Origin of the sequence: Flavobacterium psychrophilum DSM 3660 = ATCC 49418 (assembly GCF_002217405.1) — a bacterium.
GTDB lineage: Bacteria > Bacteroidota > Bacteroidia > Flavobacteriales > Flavobacteriaceae > Flavobacterium > Flavobacterium psychrophilum.
This window is the reverse complement of the sequence record NZ_MUHE01000014.1, coordinates 74,733-92,206: the sequence shown is the minus strand read 5'-3', so window position 1 is coordinate 92,206 and position 17,474 is coordinate 74,733. Positions and strand designations below refer to the sequence as shown.

Here is a 17,474-nt window from a genome sequence, read left to right as displayed (position 1 = left end):
TATATCTTTTTTTCGTGCCTCAAAAAAGGATACCGCCTCAATCCCTCACGCAAAAAAACCTCAAACTCAACATTACACAAAAAAAATGAAAATATTACTACTCGGTTCAGGCGAATTAGGAAAAGAATTTGCCATTGCAGCACAAAGAATAGGTCAAACTATAATCGCTGTCGATAATTACCCAAATGCCCCAGCCATGCAAGTTGCCCACCAATTTGAAGTCATCAATATGCTCGATGGTTCCGAATTAGATAGAATAGTTGCTAAACACCAACCCGACTTCATCGTTCCCGAAATAGAAGCCATTCGTACCGAACGCTTTTATGAGTACGAAAAACAAGGAATTACAGTAGTTCCATCGGCGAAAGCAGCAAATTTTACAATGAACAGAAAAGCTATTCGTGATTTAGCAGCCAAAGAATTAGGCTTAAAAACTGCTAATTATCGTTATGCAACTTCTGCCGAGGAATTACAAAAAGGGGTGCAAGCAGTAGGAATGCCTTGTGTTGTAAAACCATTAATGTCTTCCTCAGGAAAAGGGCAATCAACTATAAAAACAGTCGAAGATATAGAGAAAGCTTGGAACTATGCCGTAGAAGGTTCTCGTGGTGATGTAGTAGAAGTCATTGTAGAAGTCATTGTAGAAGCTTTTGTGAAATTTAATTCCGAAATCACTTTATTAACCGTTGCCCAAAACAACAATCCAACCTTATTTTGTGCACCAATTGGTCACCGACAAGAACGTGGCGATTACCAAGAAAGTTGGCAACCAGCCAGAATTTCCGACAAAGATTTGCACGAAGCACAAGATATGGCGAGAAAAGTTACTGAAGCGTTAGGTGGTGCAGGTTTATTTGGTGTCGAATTTTTCTTGACTAATGATGGCGTGTACTTTTCTGAATTATCGCCTCGCCCACACGATACAGGAATAGTAACACTTGCAGGAACACAAAATTTTAACGAATTCGAATTGCATTTGCGGGCTATTTTGAGCTTGCCTATTTTTGACATTACTTTAGAAAAAGCAGGTGCTAGCGCCGTTATTTTGGCTTCTGAAAACAGCAACAATCCTACCTATTCTGGCATAGAAAACATAGCTTGTTTGCCCAAAAGCGATTTTAGAATTTTTGGCAAACCTACCTCTAGACCCTACCGAAGAATGGGGGTAGTACTAACAAACGACACTTTAGAAACGCCAATTGAAGAAATTGTAACACGTGCAAAAAAAATGGCTACTTTAGTAAAAGTAAATTTATAAATATGAAAAGAATATTTTTAGTGCTTGCAATATTTTTATTATTAACTGCTTGTGGTCCTCGCAGATTAGGTTGTGGTCCCGGAAAAAGATGTGTCGAGGTTTGTAAAAAGAATAATTTTGAAAAAAATAAAGACCGCAAAGTACAGGTTTAAAGTCATGAAAAAAGTATTTACACTATTATTACTTCTTATTGCATTTCTTGTAAATGCGCAAGAGAGCAAAACTACTCAAAAAACGAAAATCGTTGAGGCTTCTTGCGGTCAGTGTCAGTTTGGGATAAATGCAAAAGGGTGTGATCTTGCTGTTCGCATAGATGGAAAATCTTATTTTGTAGAGGGCACAAAAATAGACGAGCATGGTAATGCACATGCCAAAGATGGCTTTTGCAAAACGATTAGAAAAGCAGAAGTTGCTGGAAAAATCGTGAATAAAAGATTTATTGCTACTTATTTTAGACTGCTTGCCGAAATAACAAAATAAAAACTAGTTTGCTCTTTAGCCCCGATGGAAGGGAAAATCCTTTATGGAAGTCTTTTTTGACGACATAAAGATTTGGAATGACAGCGGGAAACCAAGTTTCTAGAGAAGCCTAAAAGTTTGCGCTTCTAAAAAAAACACTATTTTTGCTTGAGATTATAAATTTTCTTACATTATATACTTTAAATTAAAGACATGAAAGCATACGTATTCCCTGGTCAAGGCGCACAATTTTCAGGAATGGGCAAAGACTTATATGAAAATTCAGAATTAGCAAAAGCATTATTTGAAAAAGCAAACGAAATATTAGGCTTCCGAATTACAGATATTATGTTTGAGGGAACTGCCGAGGAACTAAAAGAAACCAAAGTAACACAACCTGCGGTATTTTTACATTCGGTAATTCTAGCAAAAACTTTAGCCGATTTTAAACCCGAAATGGTTGCTGGTCACTCATTAGGAGAATTTTCGGCATTGGTTGCCAATGGTGCTTTGTCGTTTGAGGACGGATTAAAATTAGTTTCAAAAAGGGCTTTGGCAATGCAAAAAGCTTGCGAAATTGCACCTTCTACAATGGCGGCTGTTTTGAATCTTGATGATAAAATTGTAGAAGACATTTGTGCTTCTATTGAGGGTGTGGTTGTAGCTGCAAATTATAACTGTCCAGGACAATTGGTTATTTCTGGCGAATATAAAGCAGTAGAATTGGCTTGCGAAAAGATGAAAGAAGCTGGCGCAAAACGAGCCCTAATATTACCTGTTGGCGGAGCATTTCACTCTCCAATGATGGAGCCAGCTCGTGAAGAGTTAGCGGCTGCTATTGAAGCAACAACTTTCTCTGTTCCTATTTGTCCTGTGTATCAAAATGTAACTGCAAGTGCTGTTTCGGATCCAAATGAGATTAAGAAAAATCTAATTACACAATTAACTGCTCCTGTAAAATGGACACAATCTGTGCAACAAATGATACAAGATGGCGCCACTTTATTTACAGAAGTTGGCCCAGGAAAAGTATTAGTAGGATTGGTTAATAAAATTAATAAAGAAATAGAAACTCATTCGGCTTAATTTTTTTTAGAAAACAAACCAATTTAGAAAAATAAAACCTAAAAATTTATACCCAAAAAGACTGGTTTTAAACCACAAAAATAATATTGAAAGTGTTTTTTTGTATTATTAATTTTGTAACTTGGCTAATAATAAATCAAATTTTATAACTATGAAAAAATTAATCCTATCGTTAGCAATTGTAACGCTAATTGTTTCTTGTAAAGAAGAAACCAAAGACAAAGTAGAAGTTGCTACCGAAGCTGTAACTTCTGAGGTAAAGGAAACTGTAGATTCTGCAAAAATTAAAACAGAAACTACTTTAGACACAGTAAAAGCAAAAACAGAGCAAAAACTGAAAAACGCAGTTGACAAAGGAGCTGATAAGATCATTGACGCTGCAGATAAAGTAAAAAAATCTGTTAAATAATACTAAAAAAGTCCTTATAAATATTTATGAGGACTTTTTTTTATTTCTGATTTTTTTTCTAAAAAATTAGTGATGCCAAAACTTGCCGTATAGAAGTAATATACCAAGGCGGTATGGCATCTATCGCCAGAAAAATCCCAAAAGAAGTAGTTGCCCAAACAATTACTACTACAATTAGCTAAAATAATCATTTGAAAATGGTTTTTGGGGCTGCTGTTTTTTTTAGATAAGAAAGAAACCTTTTTTATTTGTAATCTTCCTGTTTTTTCCTAATTTTTTGTTCCCATTTCCAAGCACTTGACAAGGCTTCTTCTAAGCTAAATTGTGCTTTCCAGCCCAAAACGACATTTGCCTTTTTAGTATCGGCGTAAGCAGAAACTACGTCTCCTTCTCGACGGTTAACAATTGTGTAAGGCATTTTTTTACCAGAAATTTTCTCGAAAGCATGAACTACTTCTAGGACTGATGTTCCTGTTCCTGTTCCTAAATTATAGGTTTCTATATTGAGTATATTATTCTTATTAATAAGTCGTTGCAAGGCAAGAACATGTGCTTTTGCCAAATCGACTACATGAATATAATCCCGAATACAAGTTCCGTCGGGTGTTGGGTAATTATTTCCATAAATAGACAACTCTTTTCGCAAACCAAAAGCAGTTTGGGTAATATAAGGTACTAAATTTTGAGGAACGCCAATAGGCAATTCGCCAATTTCTGCACTAGAATGTGCTCCAATTGGGTTAAAATATCTTAACAAAATCGCATTAATGTTGCTAATAGCACAAACATGGGTTATGATTTCTTCGCCAATTTGCTTGGTATTTCCGTAAGGAGAAATAGCGGGTTGAATAGGTGCTTTTTCGGTAATTGGCATTTTTTTTGCTTGTCCATAAACGGTACAAGAGGAACTAAAGATAAAATTAGCGTTGTCCTTTTGTTGTAATTCTTGCAGAATATAAACCAAGGTGTTAATATTATTTTCGTAATACAACAAAGGGTTTTCGACACTTTCGCCTACTGCTTTTGAAGCGGCAAAATGAATTACACCATTGATGTTATCATGTTTTTTGAAAAAATCTTGTACTGATTTTTTTTCTCTTAAATCTAATTTTTCGTACAATGGTGTTTTACCTGTAATGGCAACAATGCCTTTTAGTACTTCTTCGGACGAGTTAGAAAGGTTGTCTATAATTACGACTTCGAAGCCTTCGTTTTGTAATTCGACAACGGTGTGAGAACCTATAAATCCGAGACCTCCTGTTACTAGTATTTTCAATAGATGTTGTGATTTGTATTTGTTACTTTTTAGCCCAGATAGCAGTGAAAATCCTCGCCATTTTTCTTGGCGAGATTGCAACGGATAGCTGGATTAGCTCCTAAAAAAAATTTATTTATTTAAAAACTCTAAAACTGAATTGGTTATAAATTTTATTTGTTCGTCGTCAAGTTCTGTGTGCATTGGCAACGACAATACTTCTTGAACTAATTGATTAGTTACTGGAAAATCTTCTTCTTTATATCTAGAATCTAAATAAGCTTTTTGAGAATGCAACGGAATTGGGTAATAAATGGCACACGGAATGTCTTTGCTTAATAAATAATTCATTAAACCATTTCTGTCGGCATCAACAATTCGTAATGTATATTGGTGAAATACGTGACAATCGCAGATGTCGCAAATGTTTGGTGCTACAATGTTTTTGTGCCCCTCGAAAGCCACTGAATATTTTCTAGCTGCCTCTTGACGGGCTTTGTTATAGGTATCTAAAAGTGGTAATTTTGCATTAAGAACTGCTGCTTGAATACTGTCTAAACGGGAATTTACCCCTACAACGTCGTGGTGATAACGCTCATACATACCGTGGTTTACAATACCTCGTAGTTTGTGTGCTAAGGTATCATCGTTAGTAAAAATAGCACCTCCATCGCCATAGCAACCTAAATTTTTAGAGGGAAAAAATGATGTTGCTCCCACATGACCTATTGTTCCCGCTTTCTTTTTTGTTCCGTCAGAAAATTCGCAATTGGCACCAATTGCTTGTGCATTGTCTTCGATTACGAAAAGGTTATGTTGGGTTGCAATTTGCATAATTGCTTCCATATTAGTGGTGCGACCAAACAAGTGCACTGGGATAATAGCTTTTGTTTTTGGCGTTATTGCTTTTTTAATGGCTTCGATATTAATGTTCATATTATGCATATCAACATCGACTAAAACTGGTGTAAGCTGCAAAAGCGCAATGGTTTCGACAGTGGCTGCAAAAGTAAAATCGGCAGTAATGACTTCGTCACCTGGTTTTAAATCTAATCCCATCATGGCTATTTGCAAAGCATCTGTTCCGTTTGCGCAAGGAATCACGTGTTTTACATCTAGGTATTCTTGAAGGTTTTTTTGAAACTTGTGTACTTCTGGTCCGTTTATGTAAGCATTTGTATCTAAAACTTCTTGAATAGAGGTATTTACTGTATCTTTTATTTTTTCGTACTGACTTTTTAAGTCAACCATTTGAATTTTTTTCATCGATTTTTTTTCGTTTAACCACAAAGTTTACGAAGCTTTCGCTAGGCTCGCAAAGTTTAGAATTTAGAACAAAAATAGGAATTTTAGATTTATACTTATTATATAATGTAAAGAAAAATGTATTTTTGAAATCAAATTTTATTTAATGCTTTTCATTTATAATTTAATCGTTCACTTTGCCAGTTTTTTATTAAAAATCGTGGCGTTTTTTAGTCCAAAAATTAAGCTTTTTGTTTCTGGACGAAGGACTGTTTTTGCCACTTTACGAAGCAAAATTAATTTAGAAGATAAAACTATTTGGTTTCACGCTGCCTCTTTAGGCGAGTATGAGCAAGGTTTGCCTGTAATTGAAAAAATAAAAGAGCATTTTCCTGCTCACAAAATTGTAGTTACCTTTTTTTCCCCTTCTGGTTATGAAATTAGGAAAACAAATAAGGTTGCTGATGTTACGGTTTATTTGCCTTTAGATACTAAAAGCAATGCTCAAGATTTTTTAAAATTAGTGCATCCCGAAATGGTTTTCTTTATTAAATACGAATATTGGCCTAATTATTTGCATGAACTCAAAAAACAAAATATTAAAACCTATCTAATTTCGGGTGTTTTTAGAGAAAAGCAATCTTTTTTTAAATGGTATGGTGGCTTTTATAGAAATGCTTTACAATCTTTCGATTACTTTTTTGTACAGAACGAGAGTTCTAAGAAACTCTTACAAAGCATTGGTTTTAATAATGTAAAAATCTCTGGAGACACTCGTTTTGACAGGGTAGCATCTGTTTTAGAACGTGATAATTCATTAGGTTTTATCGAACAATTCAAAAATAACACAACCACTATTGTTATTGGAAGTTCGTGGCCAAAAGACGAGAATTTATTGGTAAACTATATTAATAAATCCTCAAATGAGGTAAAGTTTATTATTGCACCACATAACATTAAATCAGAACAAATTCAGGAATTAAAAAAAGCTATTACAAAAAAAGCTGTTTTATTTACAGAAAAAGAAAATCAAGATTTATCTAGTTTTAATGTGTTTATTATTGACACGATTGGCATTTTGACTAAAATATATTCTTATGCAGATATAGCTTATGTAGGCGGTGGGTTTGGAAACCCTGGTGTTCACAACCTATTAGAGCCAGCTACTTTTGGGGTTCCAATTGTTATTGGCACAAATTTTTCTCATTTTGCAGAAGCTACGGCATTGGTAAATATGACAGGATGTGTTTCTATTTCGAACCAGAAGGAATTGAATGAAATTTTGGACAATTTAATTCAAAATCCTGACGAAAGATTTGAAAAAGGACATATTTGCAGCACTTTTGTAAATATGAATAAAGGCGCAACAAACGTGGTTTTGAAACACATTTGTTAGGGCAAGAATATAAAGCATTATTTAAAAATTTAGACTTACAAGAGCAATAATTCTTCTAAATAATCTCTCTTATTCGATAAGCGAGGAATTTTGTGTTGCCCGCCTAATTTGTCGTGTTTTTTTAACCAATCATAAAAAAGATTTTCACGGGCAATATTTACAGTAAGCTGATTTAAGGTCATATTATTGTAACGTTTGGCTTCATAATCGGAATTTAAAGCCTGAATGTTTTCGTCTAAAATTTTTGTAAAAAAGGCAATATTGTCTGGTTGTTTTCTAAATTCGATAATCCATTCGTGAGAACCTTTGGCTTTGCCTTCCATAAAGATGGGCGCAACGGTATAATCTTTAACTTCAGAGTTTGTCATTTTACAAGTTTTGGCAATCGCCATATCAGTATTTTCGACCATCAATTCTTCGCCAAAAACATTAATATGGTGCTTTGTTCTTCCTGTAATTCTAATTCTGTAAGGATTTAATGACGTAAATCGTACTGTATCTCCTATTAAATAACGCCACAAACCAGAATTTGTAGTAATCACAATGGCATAATTTTTATTAATTTCTACTTCCGCCAAGCGGATTATTTTTTCGTTTGGTGTACCAAAAATGTCCATCGAAATAAATTCGTAAAAGATTCCGTAATCTAACATTAATAATAAATCGTTAGAGTTATTTAGGTCTTGAATGGCAAAAAAACCTTCAGAAGCATTATATATTTCGTAATATTTAAAATCCTGTTTTGGCAATATTTTTTTGTATTGGTCACGATACGGATCAAAACTTACGCCACCGTGAAAATAGACTTCGAGATTTGCCCAAACATCAAACAAATTATTTTTTCCAGTTTCTTCTAAAACTTTGTTTAGCAAAACCATCATCCAAGACGGAACACCTGCAAAACTGGTTACATTCTCTATTTTTGTTTCGTTTACAATAGCTAGTAATTTAGTTTCCCAATCACTCATAAGCGATGTTTTGTTGCTTGGCGTACTACTAAACTCTGCCCAAAAAGGCATGTTATCTATTAGTATTGCTGATAAATCGCCAAAAAAAGTGTTGTTATCTTCATACAATTGCTTGCTTCCGCCAAGTCGTAAACTTTTACCAGTAAACAATTGTGAGTTTTCGTTATTATTTAAATACAAACACAACAAATCTTTACTTCCTTTATAATGACAATCTTCTAAAGCAGAATTGCTAACGGGAATAAATTTGCTTTTAGCATTTGTAGTTCCACTCGATTTTGCAAACCATTTTATAGGTTCTTGCCAAAAAACTTGCTGTTCGCCTTTTCTAGTGCGTTCTATAAGCGGTTCTAAATCTTCGTAAGTAGAAACAGGAACTCGTTCTTGAAATGTATGATACGATTTTATAGAATCGAAACCATATTGCTTACCTATAATCGTGTTTTCTGATGATCTGATAAGATTTATCAGCAATTCCTCTTGCACTTCGTTAGGGTATTTAAGGAACAGCTCAATCTGATGAATGCGTTGTTTTAAAAACCAAGAAGCTATAGAATTTATGATTGGTAAAGACATAAAAGATTTTAGAATTTAGATTTATGATTTTAGATTGGCAACAAAAGTTAAAATGTTTTGAGCAATTTCTATTTGATTGTCTTTATTTTCAAGGTATGCCTTGTCGTTTTGGTTAGATAAATAACCAAGTTCTACTAACATTGCTGGAACATCTGACCTTCTCAAAATTAAAAAATTAGCATTCTTTAAAGGATGTATTTTTAATGGCATTTTATTTGTAATTGATGCGTGAAATTTACTTGCAAATTCTTTAGACGCTAAATATTCTGTAGATTTTTCTGAAACAAAAACCTCTAACCCATTAAATTCGGAGTTTTTACTTGCATTTACATGAAGCGAAATTACTAAATCAGGTTTCATAGCATTAATAAATGCTACTCTTTCTTGATTAGGAATATTTTGGTCATCACTCCTAGTAAGAAGGATTTCTATATTCGAATTTAAATTTAAATTCTCTATTTTTTGTGCAATTGATGAAACAATTTCTTTTTCAGAAAAGCCATTCATTGTAGCTCCTAAATCTGACCCACCATGGGCGGCATCAATAACAACTGTGATTTTATCATTTTTTGGTATAAAAGCAAAACAAAGAAAAACTAGTACTACGATTGATAATTTCATTAATTTCTTCACAAGTATATATATTTGATGTTTATCTTTACGCTAAAATAGTAAAAAAAAAAGATTTTTGAAGTTTAAATACAAAAATCTAAAATCTGAAATATGCAATACGAAGGAGTTTTAACAAAAATGCAAACCGAAATTGGAAATCCAATTCAATATTATTTAGTATTCGAAAACAGTTTTCTAAATATGAACCAGCTACTTGGCAAAGAATTAGAGATTAATTTTCAGGGATACCAATGTTTGAATTGTAAGAAAAAGAAAAAAATTTTCCGACAAGGATTTTGTTACGATTGCTTTATGGGAAGTGCCTCAGCAGGCGATTGGATTATGAAACCCGAACTTTCTACAGCCCACTTAGATATTGAAGACCGAGATTTAGTTTACGAAAAGAAAGTGCAATTGCAACCACATATTGTTTATTTGGCTTTGTCTAGCGAAGTAAAAGTTGGCGTAACTCGTGGCTCTCAGGTGCCAACTAGATGGATAGATCAAGGTGCTGTACAAGCCATTCCTATCGTAGAAGTTCCCAACAGGTACTTAGCAGGAATCACCGAAGTTGCCCTAAAAAGTCATTATGCAGACAAAACCAATTGGCAAAAAATGCTAAAAAATGAAGTGCCAGTTGCCGATTTAATAAAAGAACGAGCGAGTTTAAAATATTTAATTCCAAAAGAGGCTCAAGAATATTTCGATGCAAATAAAAATGATTTGTACCAATTGCATTTTCCTGTTTTGCAATATCCCAAAAAAGTAACCAGCCTAAATCTTGATAAATCGCCTAATTATTCTGGTAAATTATCAGGAATAAAAGGGCAATACTTAATTTTTGAAGACGGAACGGTTTTTAACGTAAGGACTTTTGAAGGTTATGTAGTAAAAATTAGTTTGTAACAAAAAATATGACCTTAATATATTTATGTAGTGCTATAATTTGAACTACATAACATATTAAGGTCGTATAAGTTTTTAGGCCTTTGCAATTACGGCTTAACGCTATTCATTACAGCGTTTTACGCTAGGAATTTTCACGATCTTTTTTATAAGAGTTCGGCAAAATTTGTTTGCAATGTAAAGCCCAACCGCTGTGGTAACGCCCAAATAATGAGATTTTAAAAAAGCAGTAATTACTAAAGAAAGGCGCTAATCCTAGCTATTTTTTCTTACCAAACAAACCGTTTAGCAAATCTCCAGCGGCATTTTTTATAGCCTCTTTTTTAGGATCTTTTGTTTTTGTTGTGTCTGCAGGGTCTTTTTTGCCTCCGCCCAACAAATTACCTAAAGCAGAAGCCCCTTGGTTTATTAGCTTATCTTTCTGTGATTTTAAGATTTGAGAAGCCAAATTTGTTGATGCTTGCTTCATATCAGTACTAACTTTTGGATTTGCAAAATTCCCAGTAACTAATGCTGTAATTGGAATATTATCTATTTTAGCAGCATCAGCTGGTGTTAGTTTTGCTAATACTTTATTTACCTCGGCACCCAAATATTTAGCAGGAACATCCATTTTTATATTATAATTCATATTCTGGTCGAAACCGTGTGAACCACCAATTTCGGCAACGATATCTTGGTATTTTATTTTAAATGGTTTTACAGTAACTTTTCCATCATTAAAAGAAATAGCTGCTTTTATATCATTCAAATTTAATTTGCTAACATCTAAAAATTTAACCTGAGCCCCCAAAGCCGACAGCACTTTAGAATTACTAGAATTGACGGTCGTAGATAACAATTGCCCCAACAAATCGCCCGAAATAGTGTTTAAATCAGGTGTCATTTCAATCGCATTAAGATTCCCAGATAATTTGATGTTTGAATTTAGCTTCCCATTAATAATACCAGCAATTGGCGCAATTTTTTTTAACATGTCTAGTTGGGTAAAAGTCTTGGCGATATCTACTTTATTTAAATCTAAATTCATGCTAAATGTTGGCACTTTCCCCTTGGTCGAAACCAATCCGCTTAGTCCAATTTGTCCGTCAAAAATATTAGTCTTTATATTTTGTAAAGTAACTGCTTCGTCACGAATTATCATTTTTCCTGAAACTGCTTTTAGCGTTAAATTATCATAAACAACGGTATTGGCTTTGGCCGTAATAGCGCAATCTAAAAAGGCGGGTATTTTTACGGCTTCTTTAGTAGTTTTTTTGCCTTCTGTTGTTGTTACTGCTGTTGGTGCCATAAAATCTGAAACAAGGAAATTGCTAGAATTCATATCAAAATTTCCTTTCAGAATTTGTTTTCTAAACAAAAATCCGTAAAAATTATCTAAAGTTCCTGTGAGTTGAATGTCAGAATTCCCTGTTTTCATATCCAATTGATTCAAACGAATTTGTTTTGGATTGAAAGCCACAATAGCTTGTTTAATTTGCACAGGTTTTGCCATGCCTTCGCCAGTATAATTAAATCCTGTAAGGGTCATATTTCCTGCGTTTTGAATGTTTTGATACTGACTGGTTTCTACAGATTTCATATCAAATTTTGTAGTCACATCTGCTTTTAATATTCCTGAAAGTGGCATTGCTAATTTTACAGGATAAGCTTTGGTTACGTTTCCTAAATTAATTGTTCCTTTTAGCGCAGCATCGACTAAGGCATTTGTAGCCACGTTTCTAATATTGGCTTTGGCCGTAAAAACATCTTGATCTATCTTGAAAGATAGTTTGTCGAGATTTACATAAGTATCATTCATCAAACCTGTTTCGTTGATGATTTTTGTATCGATAATAATATTCTGAACAGATTTTGGCAAATCTGGGTATTGAAATGAAGCATTGTTTGAGGCAATGGCAATATTAAATTTGGGAATAGTTGCATTTGTTAGTTTACCTTTTGCAAAACCAGCAACAGTAAAATCGCCAGTGGTTTTTACAGTATTTAAATCGCCAGCATAAGCTGCAGGAACTAGTCCTAAGAAGTTTTTGAAGGATGAGGTTGGGGTTTTGAAAGTTAAATCATAATCCTGACCATCTTCCAACAATTGAATAAACCCGTTAAATTGTAAAGGCAATTCGTTAATTTTTGCTGTATTGTCTTTAAAGGTATATTTGCTTTTTTCTAAATCGATTCCAAGAACAGCGTCGAGCGAAATGGCTACATTTTTCATGTAATTCATCTTGTCCATGTCGAGCGAAATTTTTGCTGTCGATTTTGTGTCTAAATCTAAAATTTGTGCTGCAAAATTTCCAGTTCCTGTATGATTTAACTCATTAATAACCATTTTTATTTTCGAACGTTCGTCGTAATATTTGAAATTGAAATTCTCTAAAGCATAATTCTGAATATTCATAGCAAACGGTTTGCTTTTAGATTCTTCTTTATTATTGTCTTTGATGGCGATATCGAAATTTCCAATGCCGTCTTTATTGAAAAGGATATTTGCTTTTCCGTTTTTGACAGAAATTGCTTTTAAAGTCATGGGTTGGTTTTCGCCATTAAACAATTCTTTGACAGACATTTGAAGATTTAACTCTTCGAAAGCTACCAAAGTATCGCCAGCAAAAGGGGCTTTATTAATTATAATTAGCTTTTGAATTCCTACATTGGCTTGTGGGAAGTTTTTAAACAAGCTTAGGCTTGCATCGGCAAAAGTTACTTTGGCATCTACATTTTCATTGATACTTTTTTCTATTTTAGCCTTTATTTGGTCTTTAAAAAATATTGGAATTGCGGCTAATGAAGCAATTATTATTAACAAAAAAACACCAATTCCTATAAAAATTTTCTTCTTCATATTGTTTGAATTTAATTCTAGATAGCGTAAAGCAAATATCTTGCCTAACTTTTTTTTTCACAAAAATAACATTTATAGTTTAGTTGTATTGTAAAATTTTTATTAAAAAATCCGTTTTACTAATTTAGTAAAACGGATTTTTTTTGTCGGTTATTTTAATTTTAAATATTACTTTACATTAATTTCGAACGGCATGATGGCTTGAACACCTTTTTGGGCGTTCATTTTTCTAATTTGTTCGATTATTTTATAATTTTCGATACCTATTTCTTCTTTAATTAAATTTTCTCGGGATTTCATAAATGGCAAGCCACTACCGCTAAACAGTTCTTTAAAGTCTTTTTCGTATTTAGGATAATCGACAGTCGAGTATTCTTTTAGCTTCACTAGATTAGAAGCGTAAGCCAAAGCATCATCTAAACCGCCTATTTTATCAACCAATCCTAATCGCAAAGCATCAGATCCAGCCCAAACACGGCCTTGCGCTATGGCATCTACTTGAGCAAAAGTCATTTTTCTTCCTTTAGCCACACGGGTTACAAAAACATTATAAATATGCTCTACTCCTTCTTGTGTGATTTGTCTGAAATTGTCCTCTAGTGGCTTAAACAAGCTATACCCTGAAGCATTTTCATGTGTTTCTACTAGCTCGGTATTAATTCCGTATTTTTTTGTCACTGCAGACAAGTTTGGCAAAGTCCCGAAAACACCAATAGATCCTGTTATTGTACTAGCTTCGGCAAAAATTTTATTAGCATTGCAGGCAATATAATAACCGCCAGAAGCGGCTAAATTCCCCATAGATACGATCACTGGTTTTACTTTTTTAGTAATTTCTATTTCTCTCCAAATTAAATCGGAAGTTAAAGCACTTCCTCCTGGACTATTTACTCGCAAGACAATAGCTTTTATGTTATCATCTTTTCTAGCTTCTTGCAACGAACGACGCATAGAGCCTTCGCCAACTGTATTTATATCACCTTCGCCAGAACCTATTTCTCCTTGAGCATAAATGACTGCTATTTTGTCTTTTGTATTAGAATCGGAAGTTGATGTAGCAATATCTTGAGCATAATCTATAATATTTACGGTTTTGTAATCCTCGTTAGCCGCTACTTTTAGTGCTTTTCTAATATCGTCGTGATATACATCTTCGTAAGCAATTTTATCTATTAGTTTGTTTTTTAAAGCCAATTCTGGCGTTCTAGCTAGCAATCCTGTTGCAATAGTGTTTAATTGTGCTATCGAAATTTTTCGGGATTTAGAAATATCGTTAACCATCGAATTCCAAATCGAAGTTAAGAAAGTGGTAATTTGATCTCTATTTTCTGGACTCATTTCGTTTAGCAAAAAGGGTTCGACAGCGCTTTTGTATTTTCCGTGTCGAATGACTTCCATCTTCAATCCTGTTTTGTCTTGAAAATCTTTGTAATACATAACTTCGGTCGAGAGTCCTTTAAAATCTAGTTCTCCAACAGGGTTTAAATAAACTGTATTGGCAACCGAATTCAAATAATAATCTTTTTGCGAATATACATTACCATAAGCCATGATAAATTTTCCTGATTTTTTAAAAATTTCTAATTCGTCACGTAGGGCTTTGGTTTGTGCTACACCAAGTGCCAAAGTGTTATTTAGAATTGAAATTCCTTTTATTTTATCATCGGTTTTTGCCGCATCAATAGCTTTTAGAATATCTGTAAGCCCATCATGCTTGGCTTCGTAATATCCTATTTCTGCAAAATTAAATTTCCCACCGTAATCATTAGTTACCTCTTCTAGATTTAACTCTAAAACCGAATTATCTTCGACAAAAGTTGTTGCCGATCCACCCCCAAAAATAGCTGCAATAAATAATATTCCAAAAAAGAACAACATGCAGAACACAAACAAACCAACAATGGTCGCCAATACGTTTCCTAAAAACTTCATAATTAATTATTTAATACTTAATAAGTCGTGTTTTTATTGAATTTGTTACAAATCAAATTAGTTATTAACACTTGGCAAATATAATAAGATTGTAAATTTCTTTTTAGTTAATTTGCTTTATATATGAAAATGCAGCAAAAAGTAATTTTATCCCTTGGCAGTAACCAAGGAAATCGTCTAAAAAATATCGAAAATTGTATCCAACTTATTCATCAGAAAATTGGATTAATTCTGCGTATTTCTAATTTATACGAAACACCCTCTTGGGGTTTTAGTAGTGATGCTTTTTACAATTGTGCGTTAATTTTGCATACTTCTTTTGCTGCCGAAAAAATACTTGAAAAAATTGCCTGTATAGAAACAGATTTAGGCCGCATTAAACATCACACGGGCCATTACCAAGCTCGGGTTATTGATATTGATATTATTGCTATTGATGAACAAATACACAATTCCGAAACATTAACTATTCCGCATCAGCAAATGCAAAATAGACTTTTTGTTTTATTACCAATGTTAGATTTGAAACTAGAATGGCAACACCCAATGCTGCAAAAATCAGTTCCAGAACTTATTAAGGCCTGCGAAGACATAAGTGATTGTAAAGTGATTTCAAATTTAAATCTATTTTTAAAAAAATACAAGATCAATGCGCTAAACTATATTGCTATTGAAGGAAATATTGGTGCAGGAAAAACAACATTAACCACAAAAATAGCCCAAGACTTTAACGCTAAAACAGTATTAGAACGTTTTGCTGACAATCCTTTTTTACCCAAATTTTATAAAGACCAAAACCGATATGCTTTTCCTCTAGAAATGTCGTTTCTAGCCGATAGATACCAGCAGTTATCTGATGACTTATCGCAATTTGATTTGTTTAAAGATTTTGTTGTGACCGATTATCATATTTTCAAATCTCTAATTTTTGCTAAAGTAACCCTGCAAGAAGACGAATTTAGGCTATACAAAACACTTTTCGACATTATTTACAAAGAAATGACAAAACCTGATTTGTATGTTTATTTGTACCAAAACACAGACCGATTACTGCAAAATATTAAAAAAAGAGGCAGAAGCTACGAGCAAGAAATTGAAGCCGAATATTTAGAAAAAATAAACCACGGTTATCTAGATTATATTAAATCTCAAACAGATTTGAATGTCTTGGTAATTGATGTTTCTGATTTCGATTTTGTAGAAAAACAAGAAGATTACGTAAAGATTTTAGATATAATTCAGGAAAAATTAGACCTTCAAATTTAGATTATTCTGTTTTTTAAATCATTCAATTTACAAAACAAATCCCAAACTACAATTCCCGTACTTACCGAAATATTTAACGAATGTTTGGTTCCCAATTGCGGAATTTCAATAGTTCCGTCGCATAATTTTATAGCTTCTTGGTTTACACCAAAAACTTCGTTACCAAAAATTAGAGCATATTTCTTAGTCGCCTCTACTTTAAAATCATTAAGAAAAATAGCATTTTCTACTTGCTCGATTGCAAAAACAGAAATCTCGTCTTTTTTTAAATTTTCAATCACTTCCAAAACATTTTCGTGGTGTTCCCAAACAACCGTTTCGGTTGCACCAAGTGCCGTTTTGTGAATTTCTTTATTGGGTGGCGTTGCAGTTATACCGCACAGATAAATCTTTTCGATAAGAAAAGCATCGGCAGTTCTAAAAACGGATCCTATATTATGCAAACTTCTAATATCATCAAGAACAATGATTATAGGTGTTTTTTTAGCTTCTTTAAAATCCGAAATAGATTTCCTGTCTAGTTCGCTGTTTTCTAATTTTCTCATGTTATTTTTATAAAAAAAGCTTCCTAAATATTTAGGAAGCTTTAGTAATATTATTCTTTATTTATTAGCTCTTTACAGGCTCTACTGTTACTGTACCTGCTGCTGGAGTCGCATCTGGCAAAACAGTCCCCTTAATAGTTAGTATTTTTGATGGCATTCCTTCTGCATTTGAACTCACAGTTACCGTTTTTGTAAACGGTCCTACTCTATCAGTAGCATATTTTACACCAATAATTCCTTTTGCCCCTGGAGCAATTGGTTCTTTTGGTGTTGTAGGCACTGTACAACCACATGACCCTTGAGTATTTGTAATAATAAGTGGTTTGTTACCATTATTTGTAAATACAAACTGACGATTTGGCTCTGCATTGTGCGCAATTGTACCGTAATCGATAGTTTCGTTTTCAAAAACCATTCCAGCTCCTTCTACTTTTGGAAGTGCTGCAACGGCTCCTTTTTTGGCTTTTATTGCTTTTTTAGTTTTTGTTACTTCTACTTTTGCTTTAGTAGCAACTTCCTGAGCACTAACAGCATTTGCTCCAAAAAAAGCAATAGCTGACAAAATAAATATAAGTTTTTTCATTTCTAATTTTTAGTTATAGTTTAACATAGCAAATGTAAAAATAAATTCGAATTACAATACTTTTTTTATCTAAAATTGTTGTTAAATTTTTGACCGTATATTTAGGTAAAATAAGTAATTTCGTAACCTATTAATT

General features: G+C 33.3%; 16 protein-coding genes. 8 read left to right on the top strand and 8 right to left on the bottom strand.

Features of this window, described 5'->3' with window-relative positions; translation table 11 throughout:
• Nucleotides 1-40: 40 nt before the first annotated feature.
• The 5 genes from purT (at nucleotide 41) to B0A57_RS04585 (ending at nucleotide 3,212) form a co-directional block, all read left to right on the top strand.
• Nucleotides 41-1,258 carry a formate-dependent phosphoribosylglycinamide formyltransferase gene (purT, locus tag B0A57_RS04600; protein WP_074460283.1) on the top strand — a complete coding sequence of 406 codons (1,218 nt, stop codon included), beginning with the start codon at nucleotides 41-43 and terminating at the stop codon, nucleotides 1,256-1,258.
• Nucleotides 1,259-1,260: 2 nt separating this feature from the next.
• Complete coding sequence (locus tag B0A57_RS12055) at nucleotides 1,261-1,410, top strand: hypothetical protein (protein ID WP_106388615.1); 150 nt, start codon at nucleotides 1,261-1,263, stop codon at nucleotides 1,408-1,410.
• 4 nt (nucleotides 1,411-1,414) lie between these two features.
• A complete protein-coding gene (locus B0A57_RS04595) occupies nucleotides 1,415-1,738 on the top strand; it encodes a DUF6370 family protein (RefSeq protein WP_034099047.1) in 324 nt (107 codons plus the stop codon).
• 192 nt (nucleotides 1,739-1,930) lie between these two features.
• A complete protein-coding gene (gene fabD, locus B0A57_RS04590; protein ID WP_011962577.1) occupies nucleotides 1,931-2,803 on the top strand; it encodes an ACP S-malonyltransferase in 873 nt (290 codons plus the stop codon).
• A 151-nt stretch (nucleotides 2,804-2,954) separates the two neighbouring features.
• Complete coding sequence (locus B0A57_RS04585; RefSeq protein WP_034099049.1) at nucleotides 2,955-3,212, top strand: hypothetical protein; 258 nt, start codon at nucleotides 2,955-2,957, stop codon at nucleotides 3,210-3,212.
• Nucleotides 3,213-3,456: 244 nt separating this feature from the next.
• Here the strand turns inward: B0A57_RS04585 and galE are convergent, their stop codons facing one another.
• Nucleotides 3,457-4,488, bottom strand: coding sequence for a UDP-glucose 4-epimerase GalE (galE, locus tag B0A57_RS04580; RefSeq protein ID WP_034099065.1), 1,032 nt, complete (start codon nucleotides 4,486-4,488; stop codon nucleotides 3,457-3,459).
• A 111-nt stretch (nucleotides 4,489-4,599) separates the two neighbouring features.
• Complete coding sequence (locus B0A57_RS04575; RefSeq protein WP_011962574.1) at nucleotides 4,600-5,733, bottom strand: DegT/DnrJ/EryC1/StrS family aminotransferase; 1,134 nt, start codon at nucleotides 5,731-5,733, stop codon at nucleotides 4,600-4,602.
• Nucleotides 5,734-5,878: 145 nt separating this feature from the next.
• On the opposite strand from B0A57_RS04575, the gene B0A57_RS04570 reads away from it, so the two are divergent.
• Nucleotides 5,879-7,108, top strand: coding sequence for a 3-deoxy-D-manno-octulosonic acid transferase (locus B0A57_RS04570; RefSeq protein WP_011962573.1), 1,230 nt, complete (start codon nucleotides 5,879-5,881; stop codon nucleotides 7,106-7,108).
• Between the two features lie 35 nt (nucleotides 7,109-7,143).
• Here B0A57_RS04570 and B0A57_RS04565 read toward each other — a convergent pair whose 3' ends face one another.
• Complete coding sequence (locus B0A57_RS04565; protein WP_034099051.1) at nucleotides 7,144-8,652, bottom strand: GH3 auxin-responsive promoter family protein; 1,509 nt, start codon at nucleotides 8,650-8,652, stop codon at nucleotides 7,144-7,146.
• A gap of 21 nt (nucleotides 8,653-8,673) precedes the next feature.
• The gene (locus B0A57_RS04560; RefSeq protein WP_034099053.1) at nucleotides 8,674-9,273 is read right to left on the bottom strand and encodes an N-acetylmuramoyl-L-alanine amidase family protein; all 600 of its coding nucleotides are present in this window, start codon (nucleotides 9,271-9,273) and stop codon (nucleotides 8,674-8,676) included.
• A 102-nt stretch (nucleotides 9,274-9,375) separates the two neighbouring features.
• Between B0A57_RS04560 and B0A57_RS04555 the strand changes: the two genes are divergently transcribed.
• Nucleotides 9,376-10,170 (top strand): DUF2797 domain-containing protein, encoded by a 795-nt coding sequence (locus B0A57_RS04555; RefSeq protein ID WP_011962570.1) that lies wholly within the window; start codon nucleotides 9,376-9,378, stop codon nucleotides 10,168-10,170.
• Nucleotides 10,171-10,429: 259 nt separating this feature from the next.
• On the opposite strand, the gene B0A57_RS04550 is transcribed toward B0A57_RS04555, so the two are convergent.
• Together B0A57_RS04550 and sppA are read right to left on the bottom strand one after the other, a co-directional pair.
• On the bottom strand, nucleotides 10,430-13,012 hold the full coding sequence (locus tag B0A57_RS04550; protein ID WP_011962569.1) for an AsmA-like C-terminal region-containing protein: 2,583 nt from the start codon (nucleotides 13,010-13,012) through the stop codon (nucleotides 10,430-10,432).
• Between the two features lie 168 nt (nucleotides 13,013-13,180).
• Nucleotides 13,181-14,944: a signal peptide peptidase SppA gene (gene sppA, locus B0A57_RS04545; RefSeq protein ID WP_011962568.1), complete on the bottom strand. Its 1,764-nt coding sequence runs from the start codon at nucleotides 14,942-14,944 to the stop codon at nucleotides 13,181-13,183.
• A gap of 123 nt (nucleotides 14,945-15,067) precedes the next feature.
• Here sppA and folK point away from each other — a divergent pair, with 123 nt between their 5' ends.
• Nucleotides 15,068-16,210, top strand: a complete 1,143-nt coding sequence (gene folK, locus B0A57_RS04540; RefSeq protein WP_034099055.1) for a 2-amino-4-hydroxy-6-hydroxymethyldihydropteridine diphosphokinase — start codon at nucleotides 15,068-15,070, stop codon at nucleotides 16,208-16,210.
• On the opposite strand, the gene B0A57_RS04535 is transcribed toward folK, so the two are convergent.
• Together B0A57_RS04535 and B0A57_RS04530 are read right to left on the bottom strand one after the other, a co-directional pair.
• Nucleotides 16,207-16,755: an RNA methyltransferase gene (locus tag B0A57_RS04535; protein WP_034099057.1), complete on the bottom strand. Its 549-nt coding sequence runs from the start codon at nucleotides 16,753-16,755 to the stop codon at nucleotides 16,207-16,209. The two genes, folK and B0A57_RS04535, sit on opposite strands and share 4 nt — an antisense overlap.
• Nucleotides 16,756-16,819: 64 nt before the next feature.
• Nucleotides 16,820-17,338 (bottom strand): DUF1573 domain-containing protein, encoded by a 519-nt coding sequence (locus tag B0A57_RS04530; protein WP_011962565.1) that lies wholly within the window; start codon nucleotides 17,336-17,338, stop codon nucleotides 16,820-16,822.
• Nucleotides 17,339-17,474: the final 136 nt, after the last annotated feature.